Below are 21,094 nucleotides of genomic sequence, written 5' to 3'. Positions count from 1 at the left end.
CGGCCGGGGTCACACAGTCAAGAAGCCCAGAGGAAGGGTCATCCGGTCAGCCGGGTGTTATCGGTCAATGCCGGATGAAGCATAGGCCCTACGTCCTGATTCCAGGCTTTTCGCGGTACTGACGATGAAACATGCAAGTCTGCGCCTGGACAAGCTGGCGCAAAGCTCTCAACGCCTGAACAAAGCCCTGTTGTTGCTCACCGGGCTCGCCTTGCTGCTGTCCAGCAGTTGCTATTGGGCAGTGTCGCGTTTGTTGGAAGCCGAACAGGAAAAGATCCAGTTTCACTTTGCCCGTGTGGTGGAAATCATCCATGAGCATGAGGCGTTTCTGCGCAATGTGGCCAGCGGCTACAGCCAGCGCAACTCGGCGCCGTTGCCGGCGGTGCAATCGACGTCGGTGGTGGAGGTGCAGCGCGACGCTGGGCAGGTGGTGTTGCAGGCCAAGGGGTTTGCGCTCTCGCTGCCGTTCACCTTGTCCCACGATCCCGGCTTATCGGCGGATGACACACGGCGCGCGCTGGCATTTGGCGTGCAATTGACCGACTACTACGGCGGATATTGGGCCAGCTCGTTTTATGCATCGCCACAGCTGTTCGTGCTCACCCCTGACAACCTCACCAGCCTAGCTGTGCCCGGCATTGGCGGCCTACGCCAGCATCAGCCGTTGTTGCCCGGACAGTACCGCGAGGTGGTCGGGCGCTTGCATGAATTGCAACAGCGCCAGGCCGCCTTGCTCAATGACAGCCGCGTGCGCTGGATGCGCGCGCCGTCGCAGCTGTATCACGACAGCCGCAGCGTGGTCGCCATGATCGGTCTTGATGTGCCCGGCGCTGTGTTGCCGGCTGCTCAAGGCCAGGGCTTGCTGGCCTTGGCGGCGGTGGTGGATACGTCCCAGGTCGATGAGTTCGAGCGGGTGTTGCGACTGTCGGTCTACAACCAGTTCACCCTGATCGCGCCCGAGGGCGACGTGTTGCTCGGCAGCCTCGGCGACGAACGGATGGCGCCGATGGGCTTGAGCTTCAGTCGCCAGGGCTTGCGCTTCAAGATGACCAGCGCGGGCGGTGAACGCTGGACCGGCTTGTACGCCATCACCTATCAGGACTTCCTGCGCTACGCCAAATGGCCGCTGCTCGGTCTCGGCCTCACGTTCCTCGCCGCCATGCTGCTCGGCTGGTGGATCAATCATTGGTACAAGACGCGCATCGTCAGCCCGGCGCAGCGCGCTCAGGAGCGGCTGTTCGAGAGCGAAGCGTTCAACCGCATCATGCTCCACAACGCCCCGGCCGGGCTGTGCGTGGTGCGGCGCAGCGACACGCAACTGCTGCTGGAGAACCAACGCGCCCTGCAATTGGGCGGCACCGCTTCCTTGCTGGCAGTACTCAAGGCCAACGACGGCGCCGACACACCCGGCGAAATGTGCCTGGCGGTGGACGGCCGTTATTTGCAGGTTGTGGTGGTGGCCGCGCGCTACGAGGGCGACGACGTATTTCTTTGCGGCTGCAACGACATCACGCGGCATGTGGACGAAGCCCAATTACTGAACCAGGCCCGTCAGGAAGCCACCGCCGCCAACGAGGCCAAGACGGTGTTCCTCGCGACCATGAGCCATGAGATCCGCACACCCTTATATGGCGTGCTGGGCAATCTGGAGCTGATGGCCCTGACCGACATGAGCGAGCGCCAGCGTCAGTACCTGGAAATCATCCAGGGCTCGTCCACTGTGCTGTTCCAGTTGATCAGCAACGTGCTCGACGTGTCGAAGATCGAGTCCGGGCAAATGGCGGTGGAGGCGGCTGCCTTCGACCCCCATCAACTGGTGGACGAGTCGGTGCTGGCGTTCACCGCCACGGCGCGCAACAAAGGCTTGCAGATCGACGCCGAGATCGACCCGCAGGTGCCGCAGCAACTGCGCGGCGATGCCGGGCGCATTCGGCAGATCCTGCACAACCTGTTGGGCAATGCGATCAAGTTCACCGACTCCGGCCGCGTGCGTTTGCGCCTCACCGTGCAACAGCTGTTCGAGCAGGAAGTCGCCTTGCAATGGCAAGTCACCGACACCGGCGTGGGCATTCCGGAAAAGGCCGTGGAACAGCTCTTCAAACCGTTCTACCAAGTGGCCGGCGGCCAGGATGGCAATGGTGCGGGCCTTGGGCTGTCGATCTGCTCGCGCCTCAGTGAACTGATGGGCGGCAGCATGCGCGTGGTCAGCGAACCGGGCCTTGGCAGCAGTTTTTCGCTGTTCATTACCTTGCCGATTCTCACTCCCGTGCCCTCAGCCACCAGCCCGGCGCTGGCCTCGCCCTGTCTGGATGCGCCGTGCCTGAACGTGCGGGTGCTGGTGGCCGAAGACAACCCGGTCAGCCAGGCGGTATTGCAGGAGCAGCTCGAAGAGCTCGGGGCCCAGGCCACCGTGGCGCGGGACGGCGAGCATGCGTTGCAGATCTGGGGCTCGCAGCCTTTTGACCTGGTGATCACCGACATCAACATGCCACGCCTCAATGGTTACGATCTGGCCCGCGCCTTGCGCGAACAGGGCGTGCAGGTGCCGATTATCGGCGTCACCGCCAATGCGTTGCGCGAAGAAGGCGAACGCTGCCTCGCGGTGGGCATGAATGCCTGGGTGGTCAAACCGCTGAGCCTGAGCATGTTGCGCCAGGCGTTGATGGCGCACTGCAGGCGCGCCACGGCCCTAACGACACCGGCGCCGGACCGCGACCGGGAAGGCTGGATCGAGCTGTCGCCGTCCATGCGGAAACTGATGGGCGAGACCCTGCTGGTCGACGTGCAACTCATTGAACAGAGCCTGGACGCCGGCGACTCCGATCGGGTGCGCCAACGCCTGCACAGCCTCAACGGCGCGCTGGCCAGCGTGCGCGCCGGGCTGTTGTCCAACGCCTGTCAGACATGGGAAAACACCCTCTACGATGGCCCGTTGGACAGCCATGCCACCACGCAGATCCGTGTGTTGTGCGCGCGCTTGACGGCCGTCGCGCAGTGCCTGCTGGCCGAGTCATCCACCTGATGAACGCCCCCTACAAGAGAGCTGAACCATGCGAGACATGAACGTCGTCATAGCCGATGACCATCCCATCGTGTTGGTGGGCGTGCGCGAAATCGTGCAGCGCGACGCCCGCTACCGCCTGGTGGGCGAGGCGGTCAGTTCGACGCAGTTGATCGAGCAGTTGCGCAGCCATCGGCCGCAAGTGCTGATCACCGATTTCAACATGCCCGGCGATGACACTTATGGCGATGGCCTGAAGTTGATCGAGTACATCCTGCGCCACTTCCCCGAGACCCAAGTGTTGGTGCTGACCATGATCTCCAACAGCCTGATCCTCACGCGTTTGCAGGAGTTGGGCGTGGCCGGCGTGATCCAGAAGAACCACCTGCACGGTGAAATCGAGAAAGCCCTGGGCGCCATCAGTGCCCAGCGCAGTTACCGGGCACCGATGCCGGCGGCGACGTCGGTGGTGGGCAACGGGTTTCAGGTGCAGGAGCGGTTCCAGAGCTTGTCGCCCCGGGAGATGGAGGTGCTGCGTTTATTCGTCACGGGGATGAGTGTCAGCGACATTGCCAGGCAGTTGAGCCGCAGCAACAAGACCGTCAGCGCACAGAAGATCTCGGCCATGCGCAAGCTGGATGTGGACAGTGATCAGGCGCTGCTGACCTATTGCATCGAGGCCCGGCAGTTTCAGTAGGGGGGTTAGCGGTACGTCATCTGCATCAACAGCGTTGCGCTGTAGCTGCCCGCTTCGGGCAGTTCGCCCACGGTCACCGGCTTGACTCGTAGGGTCAGTTCCAATGGTTCTTTTTCCACCGTCCAGTTGCTGGTTTCTCCCAGACTGAAATCGGCCTTCGCGCTTTTATTCAACAGCCCCAGGTGCAGTCCCAGACCAGCGCGATTGGTGAGCAGGGTCTGGTTGTCAGCGCTGCCCAACCCCGCTGAAAACGTCAGGCTCACCTGGCTGTCAGCTTGGCAATCGAAGATCAGCGGTACGTCGGTAGCGGCGACGCTGTCATCGACCAACTGGTTGAGGTTGGCGTCACCCAGTTTCAACTGTTGCGAGGTGGGAAAGCGTGGTGTGCAGGGCGGCGCGATCAACTTGCCGCTGACATCGATCTTCGCCTCATCCGCCGGTTGCGCAACCGCCGTGCCGGTCACCGCCAGCAGTATCCAGATAAGCGCTTTCATAGGTAGTTGATGGTCATGACGATCGACGAGGTGAACGCGCCCGGCGTCAGGGTGCCTTGTGCGATCAGCTTCGCCTTGAGGCTGATGTCGACGTTGCCGCTCAGGTTGCTGTAGGCCTTGGCGGTGCCTTTGAGGTTGGCCACCGTATTGTCTGCCCACAACAGCGAAACGCCGAGGTTGTCGGCCGTGGTCTTGGCCACGGTGTCGGTGTGCGTGCCTTTGTTGGAAGCGAAGCTTACGTTCAGCGATGAGCCAGCCGGGCAGGTCATTTTCACGGGAACCGCTACGGTATCGGTGGTGGCGACCTGGTCGGTGCGCACATTACCGAATGCTGCCGTGAGGGAGGTGCCAGAAGTCAGTACGCAGGGCGGTCGGGTGAGGGTGCCGCTTACGGTGATATTCACGGTGTCGGCGGCCTGGGCGGCAGTGCCGAGCAGTACCAGGGCGAGCAATGACGTTTTCATGAAAGCCTCATTGGTAATTGATGTTCAGGGTGTATTGGCTCTGGAACGCACCGGCAGGCGATTTCCCAGCCTCCAGTTGCGGCTTGAAACTCAAATTCACGCTGTTGCTGCCGGCCCTCAGTTGCATCGCGCGCGGGCTGGTAAAAACCACCGGGTTGCCGCTGTCGGTCCAGATAGCCTGCATGTTCAGCCCCGCAAGCGTGGTGCGTGACACACCGGTATTGGCGCTGACCACTGACTGGCTCGGCGTCAAGGTCACGTTGGCGCGCATCGACGACGGGCAATTGAGTGACACGCTGGTCGACTGCGAAACGGCGCTGAGATTAGCGCTGCTGATAGTGCCGAATTTCAAGTTGACGGCGCTCGGAGAACTCAAGCTGCAACTGACGGCGCGGACGTTGTAGATGAATAGCCACTCATGGAACCATTCCGCATAGGCCTGCCAACCACCTGTAGAGGTCACGCCAAGCTTCACTCTCGCGGTGCGCCGGCCCGGCGTACTCGGGGCGGTTCCCACTACGTAGTACACGTAAGAAACCGAGCGTCCGGCGAGTATGGGCGCGCAAGTCCCACCCAAGCATGCGGCTCCCCAACTGCCCAGCGGCAGTTGAAGCATATAGGTGTTGCTATAGGGGTCCAGGACCTGCAGGTTAGCGGGGGACGTTCCGGAAATCGCCGTGATTTCCAAATTGGTACCTGCGCCAGACGGGTAGGTACGTACCGCTGTGCAGGTACCGCTGAATGGGACTTTCATCTCGGCTCCGGCGGCGAATTCGTAACCGTTGGATGGATAGCCCGAGAGAGAGCATTTTATGCTTCCACTGATAAAAGCCTGTGCTTGAGGCGACAGCCAACCCAGTACCACCAGTGTCATGAGCTTCAGCAAGCAGTTTCCAGGCTTGATTTTCATGATCATTACTTACGAATCCTTGGCACCCGACCCACCGGCCGCGCGCTCACATTGAATGTTCAGTTGTGTAATCCCACCCTCGGCAGGCCCTTTATCGTCCAGTTTCAATTCGCGGCTGCACCACGGCTGGTTATCCACGCTGATCAACAGGCGTGACTGCGCCGGTACGCCGCTCAGGTACGCACGGCCCTTGTCGGCCACCAGTGTGCTACCCAAAGAGCGCCCATCCGGGGCGAACAGTTCGGCCTTGGCGGCAAACGGTGCTGCTTCGCCGCGTGCATCGATGATGCGAAACAGAATGCGTTGGCCTTTGCGGGTCTCGAAGTCCGCCAGCACAAAGGCCCCGCGATTCGGCGTGACCTCCTGCACCAGTTGGGCGATGTCGACGTCAGCCGGCATCGACTGGGTGTCCAGCGACATACGGTTCTTGCGGTAGGGCAGGGCAGACGGCACCACCGTGTAGCCATTGGCATTGGTGCGCACACCCCGCTTGTTGGCGATTCCCACGTCTGCGGCACCGGGTGTGGCCACGATCACGTTGGTTTCGCCCAGAGGCTGACTGAAAATCAGATTGCGGTCATAGGCGACCACCGAGCCCTCGATGCCCATGTCCAGTTGCCGGCTACCGGAGGTCTCGTTATAGCCGCCGTGCACGATGGCGTTGGGTGCGTCATAGCGCGCGGCAAACGTGCTGCCCATCACGCGGTCATTAGCGTTGACTTGCTGCGACACGCCAGCGCTGTAGGCCAGGGTGTCGTCCTCCAGCGCATTGCCGCTCAACGTCGCCGTGCGCGAGGCCGTGCCCCGCGCGCTCTGGTTCGCGTTGACCGATACACGCTGGTTGCGTGTACCGCCCAGCGGCATGCTGATGCTCAGGGACAGCGTGCGGTCATTGCTGCTGTCCCCTTTGTTAGCGCTCAAGCCGAGTGTGTAGGAAATGTCCCCGACGCTGGCGCTGTAGCCCAGTTGAATCGAGGTGTCGGCATTGCTCTTGTCCCAGTAGTTGGTTTTCGTCACGTTGGCATACACACCGCCGTAGCCGCCCAGTTGCTGGGACACGTTGGCGGTGAAGTTGCTCTTCATATGGCCGCTGCGGTACATCTCCAGCGACTGCTCGTTGGTGCGGCTGTTGAGCGCCTCGTTGAACGAGTAGTAGCCGCCGGTGGAATAGCGATAACCGATCAGGCTGAAGTTGGTGTCGGTGGCCGCCAGGGCTTTGGAGTAGCGAAAGCGAAACGACTGGCCGCTGGCGGTGGTTTTTGCCGGGCCCATGGCTTCGCTGCGCGCGTGGGTCATGTCCACTGAAATCGCACCGAAACCGGCGAAGTCGTGGGCGAACCCTAGCAGGCCGGCGCTGTACTGATCACTCAGCAGGCTGCCGCCGAACAGCGTGGTGCCGCCGGCCAGGCCGCGCCGCAGGGACGCCTGGATAAAACGTGGGGTGTCCTGCTGCGTGGTCGTTTGCGCCGGGCGGTACTGGCCGGCGAATACCGAGTAGCTCTGTTGGCCCTCACGCAGCATGTAAGGCACCGACGAAAACGACTGGGTAAACACCTGGCGCTGGCCATCGGGGCCTTCCACGGTGACTTCAATGTCGCCATTGCTGGCGGTGGGGTACAGGTCGGTCAACGCGAACGGCCCCGAGGGCACCCACTGCTCATGGATCACGTAACCGCGCTGGCGGATGATCACCCGCGAGCGGCCGTTGGCGATGCCACGAATCACTGGCGCGAATTGGCGGGCCTGGTCGGGCAGCATGTCCATGTCCGAGGCAATGCCCAGCCCGCGATAGGGGATGGCGTCGAACAGGTCACCTTCGGTGGTGGAGTCGCCCACGGTGGCAATCGCCATCATGTTGCCCATGTTGCGCTGGGCGTAGGTTTCCATCGACTCCCAACGCCCGGTGTCGCCTGTGCCTTTCTGCCAAGTGGAGAAATTGCGCAGCCGCCAGGCTCCGGCGTTTATACCGCTGCGCAGGCTGCCGAACTGGTCCTGGCGGCTGCCGGTGTCGGACTCCACCGTACTCCCGGAAAAGCTGTAGTTGGTGAACGCCACTTGCTCGCCGTCACTCCACTGCCGGCGGCGTACTTCAAACGGGATGCTGCCCAAGTACGCTTGGGGAATCTCAATCGACAACACCTGGCGGTTGAAATCGTAGTCGTAGACCATCCCGGCCAGGCCCTGGTCGAACGCGATGCAGGTAGCGTCGGCGTCGCTGCGGTTTTGCAGGGCGGTATCGGCAACCCCTTGGCTACGAAAAAAGTCGGTATCCAGGCACGGGAAAAGCCCGGTGGAGGAGCGGTCCGACGTACCGCTGGCGCGAATAAAGCGTACATCGCGCTGCTCGACCGAATGCTCATTGACCAACACGTCTACCCGGTAAATCCCCGGCAACTGGCCTTCGCTCATGGCGCTGACCTGTTGTTTCACGGCGGCCGAACTCTGCCCGCCGCCGATCTCAAGGAACGACGCATCGAACTCGTAGCCAGCCTGTGCAGGGGCCAAATGCAAGGCCAAGGCCGCCGCGATCGGGCAGCCGAAAGCCTTCATGGCGCAACGGCGCATGAATGGGAGTGAACGGGGCATGGGCGTTCCTGAAATGGCGTTTCGAGGTTGGCGCTTGGGTATCAGTGAAGGCGGACGACGGGGGCGGTCACGACGCTGCCGTAGTCATCGATGTAGCTCATTTGCACTTCATCACCGGGCTTGGCCTGGATCGCTAGTTCCTGCTGCTGGCCGGGGCGCAGCACATCCGGTGCCTGGGTGATCGGCTGGCCGTTGAGTTTCAGCTCGCTGACCACGACATGGAATTTGGACGTGTTGTTGAACATCAGCGCGCCGGCATTGGCCTTCCAGTTCACTTGCGCCACCGCGTCCTTGAGTTCGCCTTTAAGGCCGGCGGGGCGGTAGAACAGCTTGATGGTGGTCTTGAGGGCGATCTGCAGCACGTTCTTGCCTTTCTGGTCGTCACTCATGGCAGGGATCGCCTTGACGTTCATCAAGAACAGGCTTTCACGGTCTTGTGGCACATCGGCGCCACCGGCAAAGATCACACGCAGGATGTTTTCCTTGTTGGCGTCGAGCCGGAACAGCGGCGGGGTGACGATAAAGCTGTCGACGCTTTCTTCGCTGGTGCCGCCGAAACGGCTGACCCAGGACTGCACTAGGTAAGGCGAGGTGTCTTCGCGGTTGCTCACATTCAGATTGGCTTCGTTGGAGGCGCCGTTGTAGATCAGGCGCGTGGCGCCTACGGTCACGGCGGCGTCCGCTGCTGCGACATGCCAGAGCGGTAAGAGCGCGAGTAAAAAATACAGTTTCAAACGCATGAGGGGAGACCTTTAAAAGTCCGTAGGCCGGCGCGGCGGCGCCAGGCCCACGGTGTTGACGAGCAATTACTTGTAGGTAACGTCGAAGCTGGCCAGGGCGTTGACTTGACCGGTGCCGATGCCAGACGTGGTCACTGCATCGTCGCCCGTGCCCGTAGTCACATCGGCGGCGGTGCGCACATAGGCGGCGGTGAAGTTGAAGGTGTTGGACATCGCTCGCAGGTCGTAGTCGGCGGTCGCGGTATTCAGTGGAACCGCGTTTCCGGTACGCGCGTCAGCGATCTTGATCGCGATACCTGTGACCTGGTTTTCACCGGTCAGGCCCAGCAAGGTGGAGTCGCTGGCGTCTTCCTGGCCGCTGAAGGTAATCGCGACGTTTTTCTTGGTCGCGGTGCTGCAGTTGTCCAGGCTGATCGAGAACGCTTTCGGCTTGGCGGTGGCGCCCACTGTTTTCCCGAAGTCAGCGATGCGCACCGGATCGAGTGTCACGGACTTGCTCTCGTCGCCGGTTTTGATGGTGCACGCGTTGTCGGTCACGGAACCGGTGAATTGGATCTGCCCGTCCGCAGCCTGTGCGGTACCGGCCAGCAGCCAGCAAGCGCCGCATGCGAGAGTGATTTGGCTCAGTTTGTTCAGCATTGCAATGCCCTTTACGAGATGGATGGTTGTCTGCTTACCCCCTTGGGTAAGCCAATCCATAGTGCAATGCTGGGATTTGGAGGCACATGAGACAGATCTTAAAAGCTGGCCTACTGATGGCCGTTCGACCGGTGAGTCCATATCCGACGCCGGGCGTGATATTCTGCGCGCCGTCTTGGTCTAGTCTTTCCTGGGTACGTACATCCGTATACGTCCCAGCGGTTGACTGTCGCCCAGGTTGCTGAAGCCAATAAAGATAAAAAGTCAGCGCAGAAGGGACATAAAAGTGAGGTCGATACGTCGGCTTTGTGTGCCCACCCTGTGGCCTTCATGTGAGTGTGCAAACCCCGCGGTACGTTGCCTGGCGTAGCGTGATTGAGGGTTGCCCATGATCAGGGGCAGTGGGGCGGATGGCGTTTTATCATAGGTGCTACTGATGTTTAAAAAAGTAAACACTGCCCTGCTGGGGCTGGCTTTGTCGCTGGGGATCACGTCCGTTCATGCGGAAGAGGCAAAGAAAGTCGATGTGCTGCTGATCGGCGGCGGCATCATGAGTGCAACCCTCGGTGTCTGGCTTAACGAGCTGGAACCGGACTGGTCGATGGAAATGGTCGAGCGCCTCGACGGCGTGGCCGAAGAAAGCTCCAACGGCTGGAACAACGCCGGTACCGGTCACTCGGCCCTGGCCGAGCTGAACTACACCCCGGAAGACAAGAACGGCAACGTTGAGATCCCGAAAGCGGTCGAGATCAACGAAGCGTTCCAGATCTCCCGTCAGTTCTGGTCCTGGCAGGTCCAGCAGGGCGTGCTGAAGAACCCGCGTTCGTTCATCAACACCACTCCGCACATGAGCTTTGTGTGGGGCGATGACAACATCAAGTTCCTCAAGAAGCGCTACGAAGCCCTGAAAGCGAGCCCGCTGTTCGCTGGCATGCAGTACTCCGAAGACCCGGCGCAGATCGCCAAATGGGTCCCGCTGATGATGGAAGGGCGTGACCCGAACCAGAAAATCGCGGCCACCTGGAGCCCGCTGGGTACCGACATGAACTTCGGCGAGATCACCCGCCAGTTCGTTGCTCACCTGCAAACCACACCTAAGTTCGACCTGAAACTGTCGAGCGAAGTGCAGGACATCACCAAGAACGCCGACGGTTCGTGGCGTGTCAGCTACAAAAACCTGAAAGATGGCACCAAGACTGAAACCGACGCCAAGTTCGTGTTCATCGGCGCCGGCGGCGGTGCACTGCACCTGCTGCAAAAGTCGGGCATTCCTGAAGCCAAGGAATACGCTGGCTTCCCGGTGGGTGGTTCGTTCCTCGTGACCGATAACCCAACCGTTGCCGAGCAGCACCTGGCCAAGGCCTACGGTAAGGCTTCGGTTGGCGCGCCACCGATGTCGGTTCCGCACTTGGACACCCGCGTGCTGGATGGCAAGCGCGTGATTCTGTTTGGCCCATTTGCCACCTTCTCGACCAAGTTCCTGAAAGAAGGCTCGTACCTGGACCTGCTGACCAGCACCACCACCCACAATATCTGGCCAATGACCAAAGTCGGTATTCGTGAATACCCACTGGTTGAGTACCTTGCTGGCCAACTGATGCTGTCCGATGACGACCGCTTCAAGGCGCTGCAAGAGTACTTCCCGAACGCCAAGCAATCCGACTGGCGCCTGTGGCAAGCCGGTCAGCGCGTGCAGATCATCAAGCGTGACGAAGAGCAGGGCGGCGTCCTGAAACTCGGTACCGAAGTGGTCAGCTCCGCCGACAACACCATCGCAGGCCTGCTGGGTGCATCGCCAGGCGCGTCCACCGCGGCTCCGATCATGCTGACCGTGCTGCAGAAAGTGTTCAAGGACAAGGTGGCTACTCCGGCCTGGCAGGAAAAGCTGCATCAGATCGTGCCAAGCTACGGCACCAAGCTGAACGACAGTCCTGAAGCCGTTGCCAAGGAATGGGCCTACACCGCCAATATCCTGCAACTGCCTACACCGCCGGTGATCCCGGCAATGGCTGCTCCTAAGGCGACCGAGGCTGCGAAGCCTGCGGCTGAGCCGAGCAAGCCGGCGTCTGATCTGGCGCTGTAAAAACAGGTAGGGCGCTGATTCAGGTCCAACTGTAAAAAAGCCCGCTGAACCGGTGACGGTCAGCGGGCTTTTTCATGGCCGTGAGAACAGTTCAGCAATCCGACAGACATCACCTGTTAAAAAAGTACCCAGGCCTTAGCAGGAGCGTGGCTCAAATACGGGGGCATTTTTTAGTGGTGCAAGTGTTGGGCGTCAGCGCCCGAGGGGGTTGTATGTTGCTACGTTACGCAGCATTGGCGGCCATGGTCGTTGCGGCATCCGGGTGTGTGCAAGAGCGTGTCGTGCATGAGCGTCGACCGCCACAACGTGAGTATGTCGAGGTGGTTGCGCCACAACCGCCACCGGTGCAGGTGATCGAGGTCGAGCCTGCGGTACGCGAAGGTTACATATGGTCGCGTGGTTACTGGCGCTGGGAAGGTGGGCGCTATGTTGCGGTACACGGCCATTGGGAGCCTGTGCGCCAGGGCTATCGTTATGTGCATCCGCATTGGGTGCAGCGCAATGATGGATACCACTGGCAGGTTGGTGGCTGGATTCGCTGAGCTTCGTCCTAAGAGGGCTTTTTCGTACCCAAGAGCCTGACTTCCCTTAACAGCGCGGCGCCGAGTTGATCGGTGCCCAACTCCTTGTAACCCACGGCTTTAACCTCACCGTTCTCTTCCGCCTGGATGATGATCACCGGTGTTTCCTTGCCGGTGGCTTCGTCGACGTGCATCGCGTACTGGGGAATATCCAGCTTGATCGGTGTACCCGCTGCCTTGCCCTTCACGTTGATCAGAAACGCCGCGCAGCCAGTGTCGACATCTGTACTGGTGGCCGAACGGCCGCTGACGAAGCAGGTTTTCGGTAGCTCAGGCCAGGCGATATCGGCCAGGGCGAGGGACGGCGACAAGGCCAGGGCAGCAAGAAGAAACGAGCGCACGTGGGGCTTTCTCTCGATCAGGGGCAGAGGTGGTTTTTACCAAAGCCTGCCCTTCGCCGCAACGCGCGGGTTCAGGTCAGGCGCTTGATGCCCGCCACCTTGACCGCACTGAGGTCAAAGGTGGCGGTGTGTTCACAACCTTGCCGACGGGTCAAGGCGATAAAAACGATGACCGACCGGCCAGCCCCTTTATCTCACTGCACTACGCGATAACAAGGCACGTACGCCGCACCGCCCGGCAACTTCATGCGGTGCTGGGCGACGAACGCCTGCAACAGCTCATCCAGCGGCTTCATGATGGCCGGGTCTCCGTGGATCTCGTACGGCCCATGCTCCTCGATCAGGCGGATGCCTTTGTCCTTCACGTTGCCGGCCACGATCCCCGAGAAGGCGCGGCGCAGGTTGGCCGCCAGTTCGTGGGGTGGAAGTGCGTGGCTCAGTTGCAGGCCGGCCATGTTTTCGTGGGTCGGGTCGAACGGGCGCTGGAAGCCTTCGTCGATTTTCAGCAGCCAGTTGAAGTGGAACGCGTCGTTGCGTTCGCGGCGGAATTGTTTCACCGCCTTGAGGCCGACGGTCATTTGGCGGGCCACTTCGGCCGGGTCGTCGATGATGATCTGGTAGTGCGCCTGCGCTGCTTCGCCCAGGGTGGCACCGACGAAGGCATGCAGTTGCTGCAAGTACGGCGCAGCCTGTTTCGGCCCGGTGAGAATGACCGGGAAGGGCACGTCGCGGTTGTCCGGGTGCGTCAGGATGCCAAGCAGGTACAGGAACTCTTCAGCCGTGCCGGCACCGCCTGGGAAGATGATGATGCCGTGGCCGACACGCACAAAGGCCTCCAGGCGTTTTTCGATGTCCGGCAGGATCACCAGCTCGTTGACGATTGGGTTCGGCGCTTCGGCGGCGATGATGCCCGGCTCGGTCAGGCCCAGGTAGCGGCCGCCGGTGATGCGTTGCTTGGCGTGGGAAATGGTCGCGCCCTTCATCGGGCCTTTCATCACGCCGGGGCCGCAACCGGTGCATACGTCGAGGCTGCGCAGGCCCAGTTCGTGGCCGACTTTCTTGGTGTATTTGTATTCTTCGGTATTGATCGAGTGCCCACCCCAGCACACCACGATCTTCGGTTCCACGCCGGGGCGCAGCGTGCGGGCGTTGCGCAACAGATGGAACACGTAGTCGGTGATGCCTTGGGAGTTGCTCAGGTCGATGCGCTGGCTGTCCAGTTCGTTCTCGGTGTAGACGATGTCGCGCAGTGCGCTGAACAACATCTCACGGGTACTGGCGATCATTTCACCGTCGACAAATGCGTCGGCAGGCGCGTTCAACAGTTCCAGGCGCACGCCACGGTCCTGCTGGTGGATGCGCACTTCAAAGTCTTTGTAGGCGTCGAGGATGGTCTTGGCGTTATCGATATGCGCGCCGGTGTTGAGGATCGCCAGGGCGCACTGGCGGAACAGGGTGTAGATACTGCCGGTACCGGCTTCGCTCAGTTGCTGGACTTCACGTTGGGACAGGGTTTCGAGGCTGCCCTTGGGGCTGACGGAGGCATTGATGACTTGGCGTTGGGGCATTCTGATTCCTTGAAAGCACAGCCACCGCACCCGACGAGGCGCGATAGCTTGAGAATGGTGGGCGCCGTAAACGGTCGCACGAGCCGAATATTTACCTCAGGCGCGGGGCCCAGCGCAAATACCGTCCACCCCCATCATGCCGCAGAACTTACCGAATCAGCTTCCAGTTTTTGTAGAAAACCCGACGCAGGGTAACGGCCATCCCGCAAAACCCTGCGATCACGGCGTTGAGCAGCGACGGCATCACCGCAAAGGCGTGCGACCTTGTGCAGGCTTTACATCGTTTTCAAGCCTTGCCAGCCTTGTGTGGATTGAATTTTGTAAACGGAAGATTTACGTCTATCGTGACGCTTCGGTTTTTCAGGCGTCATAGACCGGTACGATTGAAGTTGAATGGCCACCATTGGCCTTCGGCACCTTGGAAGAGGCAGAAATTTTTATGATCATCAAACCGCGGGTTCGTGGCTTTATCTGTGTGACCGCTCACCCTGTTGGCTGTGAAGCGAACGTCAAAGAGCAGATCGACTACGTCACTAAAAACGGCGTCATCGAAGGCGGCCCCAAGAAGGTGCTGGTCCTCGGCGCTTCCACCGGCTACGGCTTGGCCGCGCGTATCAGTGCTGCGTTTGGCTGCGGCGCCGACACCCTGGGCGTGTTTTTTGAGAAAGAAGGCGAAGAAGGCAAGCTCAGCTCCGCTGGCTGGTACAACAGTGCTGCGTTCGAGAAGTTTGCCGTCGAAAAAGGCCTGTACGCCAAGAGCATCAACGGCGACGCGTTCTCTGACGAGATCAAGCGCCTGACCATCGAAACCATCAAGAAAGACCTGGGCAAGATCGACCTCGTGGTCTACAGCCTGGCGGCGCCGCGCCGTACCGATCCTAAAACCGGTGAAGTCTATAACTCCACCCTCAAGCCAATTGGCAAGGCTGTGACCCTGCGCGGTATCAATACCGACAAAGGCGTTGTGGTCGACACCACCCTTGAGCCTGCAACCCAGGAAGAAATCGACGGCACCGTGAATGTCATGGGTGGCGCCGACTGGCAGCTGTGGATCGACGCCCTGCGTGATGCGGACGTGTTGGCCGAAGGCGCCAAGACCACCGCGTTCACCTACCTCGGCGAGAAGCTGACCCAGGATATCTACTGGAACGGCTCCATCGGCGAAGCCAAGAAAGACCTCGACAAGAAAGTCCTGACCCTGCGCGACAACCTGGCCGCACTGAAGGGCGACGCCCGCGTGTCGGTGCTCAAAGCCGTGGTGACCCAGGCCAGTTCGGCGATCCCGATCATGCCGTTGTACTTGTCGCTGCTGTTCCGCGTGATGAAAGAGCAGGGCACCCACGAAGGCTGCATCGAGCAGGTCTACGGTCTGTTCAAGGACAGCCTGTACGGCAGCGAGCCGAAACTCGACGCCGACGGCCGCCTGCGTGCCGATCTGGCTGAGTTGGAGCCTAAGGTCCAGGACGCCGTTGCGGCACTGTGGGATCAGGTTACTGACGAAAACGTCAACGAGATCAGCGATTTTGCCGGCTACAAGGCGGAGTTCCTGCGCTTGTTCGGCTTTGAAGTCGATGGCGTGGACTACGACGCTGACGTGAACCCGACCGTGAAGATCAACGGTCTGGTCCAGGCGTAAATGATGTGATTGACAGCGGTCTTGATAACCGGGTTATCAGGCCGCTGTCAGCTATTTCTTGATTCAAGAAAGACGGTTTTTTGCCAGGGTAAAGTCGGACCGCCTGACAGTGGTCACTTCTTTCTCCCAGAGTGGATTCAGCGGTACGTGATAACCGCTGTCCTTGGCGGTCTTTATCAGTTCTGCCATTTCCCTACTGTCGCGGATGATGCTGATTTCATTGAATCGGCCCAGTTTTGCCGGCAGGAAAAACGTCGCCGGGTAATTGTCGGCCACTTCCGTCGCCGGGCTGCCCGAGTCCGCATTGTGATGAACCACGCGCTCTCCCTCGCCTATCAACGTTTGATTGATGAGTTCTATCATCTGCTCTATCCGCTGTGTCGCATTGCCGAGGTGGGGATCTTCTTTCTGGTAGAAGTGCGCCGCACTTTCAAAGTCTGCGCGTAGCTCTTTCGGAACCTGCTTGTAGCGCTCAACTCGATCCCTGAAGACACGGTGGGCCACGTCCGGCACGGGGAGTTTGTCCTGTGGACCAAAGTCGCTGATGTGGGGCGCGATCATGTGCAGGTCGTAATCGGCGGTCAACGGTTTGCCTTCTGATTGCTTGGCCAGCACTTCGAGGGGCTTGCCCTGATGAGTGATGAGGTAGCTGTCACTTGAAGGCGAAGTGCGATGGCCTTCGAATGTATACGACTGTTGACTGGGCCCGCAGGCGCTCAACTGCAACGTGCCGTCAGGTCCATGGGCTGCCAGTTGGGTTATCTGGCCGAGCTTGAGTAGCTCATCAATGCGCTGGCCCGAGAGTTTCAGAGGGGTTGCAACTGCATGGCCTTCCTGGATGCACGCCTGGATTTGCTCATTGGCCTTGGCCACTTTGGCCGGCGTTTTTTCAGCAAATTGCTCAAGCTTGCTGAGCGCCTGATCTGTACAGATAAAACCTGCCTGGGGGCCCCAGTTGGCGCTTTTCCCTTTGATGTGGAAGTCCTTGGTGGGGTGCCCGGCTTCTATCAGGCCTGTTGCAACGGTTTCGACCGGGCGTACGCCAATGATGGAGTTGGTGATTACCGCGATGCCTTGCAAGGGGGCAAGATGGCTCGTCACGATGCCTGTTTGGTTTTTTACTTGGCCGACCAGATCGGCTGCGGGATCATTCGCGCCCTGGGCGCGGTAGCTTTGCAGCGTATGAAGGCTGTGCGCGCAAGGGGAAATCACTGAGGAAATCATGCCTGTCATTGAAGTTTCTCCACGTATGTCTACTGCGAAGTTGAACGATTCCCTCCAAACGCCAGCTCCTTGAGTTGTCCGACCGACACTAAGGTGAAAGCGCCCTCAATCGCAGAGAACGAGTGTGACTGTCTGTGTGAAGTTGAACTCGCACAAGTCAGTTAAAACCGCGTACCGCACGGGAGCTCCGCTATTTCCCATCGCCGGGCCTGGTCGAATTCTCAGAGCGTTCCTACTCGCTCTTACATGCTCTTGCAGGTCGCAGGCATGCCAGACTGTGATGGTTATGTCGTTTCACACACGGGAGGACCCCATGACGATTCGCGCAGTAGTGTTTGATTTCGGCGGTGTGTTGTTCGATTGGAACCCGCAACACCTGTACCGCAAGCTGATTGCCGATGATGATGAGCGGCAATGGTTTCTCGAGAATATCTGCACCCAGGCCTGGAACACCGAGCAGGACGCGGGTCGGCCGCTGGCCGAAGCCACGCACGTCCTGATCAATCAATTCCCGCACCACAAAACCCTGATCACGGCGTACTACGACCGCTGGCATGAAATGCTGCGTGGCCCGTTGCCCGAAGGCGTGGCGATTCTCAGGGCGCTGCATGCAGCCAACATGCCCTTGTTTGGGCTTACCAACTGGTCAGCCGAAACCTTTCCCTATGCCCGTGCCCACTATCCATTCCTGCAGTGTTTTCGCGACATTGTGGTGTCTGGCGAGTTGAAGCTGATCAAGCCCGATCCGGCGATCTACCACGCCAGCCTTAGTCAAGTTCGTGCCCATTTGCCGGATATCCAGCCAGGAGAAGTCGTATTTATCGATGATGTTGCCGGCAATATCGACGCGGCCATCGCCCTCGGCTGGCAAGGCATTCACCATGTGTCAGCCGAACAGACGGCGGCTCGGCTGAGGGAGTTGGGTGTGGGCTTCTAGCGCGCCCATTTCTCCATGGCGAAATCGACAAAGGCGCGCAGCTTTGGCAGGCGATAGCGGTCCTGGCCATACAGCAAGTGCATGGGACGGCTGGGCAGTTGGTAAGTGGTCAGTAATGCCACCAACTTGCTGCTCTGCAGGTCGGGCTGTACCAGGGCGTCGGGCAGCATGACGATGCCCATGCCTTGCACTGCCGCCTGGCGCAGGGCTTGGGAGCTGTTGATGGTCAGCGAACCGGACACCGGGATTTCCACTTCGCCCTCTGCGCCGGTCATGCGCCAGAGCTTGTCGGCATTGCGCCAGTCGTCGGTGGATGGGTAGGCGAAGGCCAGGCAGTCGTGGTGCTGCAGGTCTTCAGGCGTCTGTGGCGTGCCACGCCGTTCCAGGTATTGCGGTGAGGCGCACAGGGTGATGGTGTAGTCCTGCATGGGGCGGGCGATCAGGCTCGACGGCTCCAGTTCGCCCAGGCGGATCGCCACGTCAAAGCCGCTGTCGACCATGTCCATGCGCTGATTGCTGAGTACCACGTACAGTTTGATCAGCGGGTAGCGTTGCGAGAATTCGCTCAAGGCCGGCGCCAGGCGTTCGGTGCCGAAGGCGGGTGGCGCGGTGATGCGCAGGGTGCCTTTGGGAACGTCACTGTGGGCCTGTTCTGCCAATTGTTCGGAGTCGGCGACCAGTCCCAGCACTTCCAGGCAGCGCTGGTAATACTGGCCACCGAATTCCGTCAGGCTCTGCTTGCGCGTGGTGCGCTTGAGCAGGCTGACGCCCAGGCGTTGCTCCAAGGCGCGCAAATGGTTACCGACCATGGTGGTCGACATCCCACAGGCCTGTGCCGCAGCGGTCATGCTGCCGGTCTCCACCACTTTCACGTACACCGACATTGCCTGGAACAGGTCCATTATCAAACCCTGATTTAAAGTCATTGCAGGAAGGCACAGTTTATCCAGCTGAGGTGGCTAACGATACTTCCATCACCACAACCGGAGCCTGCCACCATGACCGCCGCCTGCCTGATGACCACCTACCAACCCTTGGCCTTGAGTTTTACCCGTGGCCTGGGCACACGCCTATGGGATCAGCAGGGCCGTGAATACCTGGACGCGGTAGCGGGTGTGGCGGTGACCAATGTCGGCCACTCCCACCCGAAACTGGTGACGGCTATCAGCGAGCAAGCTGGCCTGTTGCTGCATACCTCCAACCTCTACAGCATTGATTGGCAGCAACGGCTGGCCCAGCGCTTGACGCAACTGTCCGGCCTGGACCGCGTTTTTTTCAACAACTCCGGCGCCGAAGCCAACGAGACCGCGCTGAAACTGGCGCGGTTGCATGGTTGGAAAAAAGGCATCGAAGAGCCATTGGTGGTGGTCATGGAGAATGCTTTCCACGGCCGCACGCTTGGCACCATGGCCGCCAGTGACGGACCGTCGGTGCGCCTTGGTTTTCAGCGCTTGCCAGGGGATTTTCTCAAGGTCCGGTTTGGTGATCTGGTGGCCATCGAAGCGCTCACCAAAACGTTTGGTACGCGGATCGCGGCGGTCTTGCTGGAGCCGATCCAGGGCGAAAGCGGCGTGCTGCCGGCGCCGCCGGGTTACCTGCAAGCGCTGCGCGATCACTGCACGCGCCACGGTTGGCTGATGATGCTGGATGAAATCCAGACCGGCATCGGCCGTACCGGCGCCTGGTTTGCTTTCCAGCATGAAAGCATCCTGCCGGACGTGATGACCTTGGCCAAAGGCCTGGGCAACGGTGTGCCCATCGGCGCCTGCCTTGCAAGGGCGGGGGTGGCCCAGTTATTCACGCCGGGCAGCCACGGCAGCACTTTCGGCGGCAACCCGCTGGCGTGTCGCGTGGGCTGCACCGTGTTGGACATTATCGAAGAGCAAGGCCTGTTGCAGAACGCTGCGCAGCAGGGCGAGCGCTTGCTGGCGCGGTTGCGGATGGAATTGGACGAACACCCGCAGGTAATGGCGATTCGCGGGCAAGGCTTGATGATCGGCATCGAGCTGACCAGCCCTTACCGCGAACTGGCCCAGCGCGCTGCCCAGGAGCATGGGCTACTGATCAATGTGACGCGGGGTAAGGTCATTCGCCTGTTGCCGCCGTTGACCCTGGATGCCAAGGAGGTCGAAATGATCGTGCGAGCCATCACCCGTTTATTGGATCAGGCCCATTGAGCCATTCCTGGTTCATTGTCTCTTTATCCCCCAGATACTCCAGCAACCACGCCATGGCCGGGGACAGTTTGTTCTGTGCCCAGGCCACGCACGACGGGCTGGCGGGGAAGGGCCGGGTCAATTGCAGCGCCACCAGTTCACCGCGTTCGATCCACGGCAACACCTGATGCGCTGGCGCCATGCCGACGCACAGACCATCACGCAGGCAATCGATGGCGGACGCCCAGTTCGGCACCACCAGCCGACGTTGGTTATCCAGCGTCCAGGTGTCGCGCTTGGGGAGGTTGCGTGAAGTGTCGGTCATGCACAGTGATGCGAACGGGCGCAGTTGGTCATCGCTGAGCAGCCCTTGCACCGCCGCCAGTGGATGCTTGGCGCTGACCACACACAACCAGTTCAACAATCCCATGTCGCGAAAGGTGAAGTGACTGGCCACCGGCACCGCGCTGGTGGCGCCGATCACAATGTCGGTGCGCTCATCGGCCAGGGCGTCCCACACGCCGTTGTACACCTCGTATTCCAGCAACAATTCCACCTCGGGGAACTGTCGATAGAAATCCAGCACCAACTGCCGGCAACGCTGGGGTTTGACGATGGAGTCCACGGCCACCTTCAACTGACCACTCCAACCGTTCGCCACTTGCTGACACAGACGCCGCGTGCCGAGCATCTTTTTCATCACGCCTCGGGCTTCGTCTATAAATAGACGGCCCGCCGGGGTCAGCTCTACGTCGCGATGGCGCCGCACAAACAGTGGCACTGCCAACCATTCTTCCAGTTGACGCACCGTGTAGCTGATGGCCGACGGCACGCGGTGCAATTCCTGGGCGGCAGCGCTGAAACTGCCATGGCGTGCCACCGCATCGACTACATCCAGGGAGTATTCAGACCACATGGTGACTGCCTTCAAAATTATTGATAAGAGTGTCCAATTATTATCGCTTCACACAAAATCTGTCAGCCTCATAATGGCCGCCAGTCAGCAAATAGTTTGATGGCAAGATCTACAAGGCTTC

The 21,094-nt window shown here is 60.3% G+C and carries 18 protein-coding genes and 1 pseudogene; 7 read left to right on the top strand and 12 right to left on the bottom strand.

The window, feature by feature from the left end:
- Nucleotides 1-124: 124 nt before the first annotated feature.
- Nucleotides 125-3,022, top strand: a complete 2,898-nt coding sequence (locus AB4N82_RS02210; RefSeq protein WP_122764936.1) for a hybrid sensor histidine kinase/response regulator — start codon at nucleotides 125-127, stop codon at nucleotides 3,020-3,022.
- A 28-nt stretch (nucleotides 3,023-3,050) separates the two neighbouring features.
- On the top strand, nucleotides 3,051-3,698 hold the full coding sequence (locus AB4N82_RS02205) for a response regulator (protein ID WP_032888855.1): 648 nt from the start codon (nucleotides 3,051-3,053) through the stop codon (nucleotides 3,696-3,698).
- 5 nt (nucleotides 3,699-3,703) lie between these two features.
- On the opposite strand, the gene AB4N82_RS02200 is transcribed toward AB4N82_RS02205, so the two are convergent.
- The 6 genes from AB4N82_RS02200 to AB4N82_RS02175 form a co-directional block, all read right to left on the bottom strand.
- Nucleotides 3,704-4,192, bottom strand: coding sequence for a fimbrial protein (locus AB4N82_RS02200; protein ID WP_122764937.1), 489 nt, complete (start codon nucleotides 4,190-4,192; stop codon nucleotides 3,704-3,706).
- Nucleotides 4,189-4,656 (bottom strand): fimbrial protein, encoded by a 468-nt coding sequence (locus tag AB4N82_RS02195; RefSeq protein WP_122764938.1) that lies wholly within the window; start codon nucleotides 4,654-4,656, stop codon nucleotides 4,189-4,191. The genes AB4N82_RS02200 and AB4N82_RS02195 overlap by 4 nt, the downstream gene beginning before the upstream one ends.
- A 7-nt stretch (nucleotides 4,657-4,663) precedes the next feature.
- Entirely contained in the window at nucleotides 4,664-5,572 is a 909-nt protein-coding gene (locus tag AB4N82_RS02190) for a fimbrial protein (RefSeq protein ID WP_241089438.1), read from the bottom strand.
- Between the two features lie 3 nt (nucleotides 5,573-5,575).
- The gene (locus tag AB4N82_RS02185; protein WP_122764939.1) at nucleotides 5,576-8,152 is read right to left on the bottom strand and encodes a fimbria/pilus outer membrane usher protein; all 2,577 of its coding nucleotides are present in this window, start codon (nucleotides 8,150-8,152) and stop codon (nucleotides 5,576-5,578) included.
- 41 nt (nucleotides 8,153-8,193) lie between these two features.
- Nucleotides 8,194-8,892 carry a fimbrial biogenesis chaperone gene (locus AB4N82_RS02180; RefSeq protein WP_032888863.1) on the bottom strand — a complete coding sequence of 233 codons (699 nt, stop codon included), beginning with the start codon at nucleotides 8,890-8,892 and terminating at the stop codon, nucleotides 8,194-8,196.
- Between the two features lie 66 nt (nucleotides 8,893-8,958).
- Nucleotides 8,959-9,531, bottom strand: coding sequence for a fimbrial protein (locus AB4N82_RS02175; protein WP_032888865.1), 573 nt, complete (start codon nucleotides 9,529-9,531; stop codon nucleotides 8,959-8,961).
- Nucleotides 9,532-9,967: 436 nt separating this feature from the next.
- On the opposite strand from AB4N82_RS02175, the gene mqo reads away from it, so the two are divergent.
- Together mqo and AB4N82_RS02165 are read left to right on the top strand one after the other, a co-directional pair.
- Nucleotides 9,968-11,614, top strand: a complete 1,647-nt coding sequence (gene mqo, locus AB4N82_RS02170) for a malate dehydrogenase (quinone) (RefSeq protein WP_032888867.1) — start codon at nucleotides 9,968-9,970, stop codon at nucleotides 11,612-11,614.
- Between the two features lie 212 nt (nucleotides 11,615-11,826).
- Entirely contained in the window at nucleotides 11,827-12,156 is a 330-nt protein-coding gene (locus tag AB4N82_RS02165; protein WP_095184329.1) for a YXWGXW repeat-containing protein, read from the top strand.
- 8 nt (nucleotides 12,157-12,164) lie between these two features.
- Here AB4N82_RS02165 and AB4N82_RS02160 read toward each other — a convergent pair whose 3' ends face one another.
- From AB4N82_RS02160 to AB4N82_RS02150, 3 genes and pseudogenes are all read right to left on the bottom strand, one after another.
- Complete coding sequence (locus AB4N82_RS02160) at nucleotides 12,165-12,536, bottom strand: hypothetical protein (RefSeq protein ID WP_032888869.1); 372 nt, start codon at nucleotides 12,534-12,536, stop codon at nucleotides 12,165-12,167.
- Nucleotides 12,537-12,730: 194 nt separating this feature from the next.
- Nucleotides 12,731-14,104 carry a nucleotide 5'-monophosphate nucleosidase PpnN gene (gene ppnN / locus AB4N82_RS02155; RefSeq protein ID WP_460104279.1) on the bottom strand — a complete coding sequence of 458 codons (1,374 nt, stop codon included), beginning with the start codon at nucleotides 14,102-14,104 and terminating at the stop codon, nucleotides 12,731-12,733.
- 148 nt (nucleotides 14,105-14,252) lie between these two features.
- Nucleotides 14,253-14,351: pseudogene (locus tag AB4N82_RS02150) on the bottom strand (aspartyl/asparaginyl beta-hydroxylase domain-containing protein); the annotation flags it as partial.
- Between the two features lie 192 nt (nucleotides 14,352-14,543).
- Between AB4N82_RS02150 and fabV the strand changes: the two are divergent.
- Nucleotides 14,544-15,740, top strand: a complete 1,197-nt coding sequence (gene fabV, locus AB4N82_RS02145) for an enoyl-ACP reductase FabV (RefSeq protein WP_032889283.1) — start codon at nucleotides 14,544-14,546, stop codon at nucleotides 15,738-15,740.
- Between the two features lie 63 nt (nucleotides 15,741-15,803).
- On the opposite strand, the gene AB4N82_RS02140 is transcribed toward fabV, so the two are convergent.
- A complete protein-coding gene (locus AB4N82_RS02140) occupies nucleotides 15,804-16,973 on the bottom strand; it encodes an anthrax toxin-like adenylyl cyclase domain-containing protein (RefSeq protein ID WP_122764940.1) in 1,170 nt (389 codons plus the stop codon).
- 304 nt (nucleotides 16,974-17,277) lie between these two features.
- Between AB4N82_RS02140 and AB4N82_RS02135 the strand changes: the two genes are divergently transcribed.
- On the top strand, nucleotides 17,278-17,901 hold the full coding sequence (locus AB4N82_RS02135; protein ID WP_095184180.1) for an HAD family hydrolase: 624 nt from the start codon (nucleotides 17,278-17,280) through the stop codon (nucleotides 17,899-17,901).
- Here AB4N82_RS02135 and AB4N82_RS02130 read toward each other — a convergent pair.
- Nucleotides 17,898-18,803 carry a LysR family transcriptional regulator gene (locus tag AB4N82_RS02130; RefSeq protein WP_122764941.1) on the bottom strand — a complete coding sequence of 302 codons (906 nt, stop codon included), beginning with the start codon at nucleotides 18,801-18,803 and terminating at the stop codon, nucleotides 17,898-17,900. The two genes, AB4N82_RS02135 and AB4N82_RS02130, sit on opposite strands and share 4 nt — an antisense overlap.
- Nucleotides 18,804-18,899: 96 nt before the next feature.
- On the opposite strand from AB4N82_RS02130, the gene AB4N82_RS02125 reads away from it, so the two are divergent.
- The gene (locus AB4N82_RS02125) at nucleotides 18,900-20,078 is read left to right on the top strand and encodes an acetylornithine transaminase (protein WP_122752664.1); all 1,179 of its coding nucleotides are present in this window, start codon (nucleotides 18,900-18,902) and stop codon (nucleotides 20,076-20,078) included.
- Here the strand turns inward: AB4N82_RS02125 and punR are convergent.
- The gene (gene punR, locus AB4N82_RS02120) at nucleotides 20,050-20,973 is read right to left on the bottom strand and encodes a DNA-binding transcriptional activator PunR (protein WP_095184183.1); all 924 of its coding nucleotides are present in this window, start codon (nucleotides 20,971-20,973) and stop codon (nucleotides 20,050-20,052) included. The two genes, AB4N82_RS02125 and punR, sit on opposite strands and share 29 nt — an antisense overlap.
- Nucleotides 20,974-21,094 lie beyond the last annotated feature (121 nt).

This window comes from Pseudomonas sp. H1_D04 (assembly GCF_054683855.1).
The sequence above is the reverse complement of the archived record's forward strand: the minus strand, read 5'-3'. Positions and strand labels throughout refer to the sequence as shown.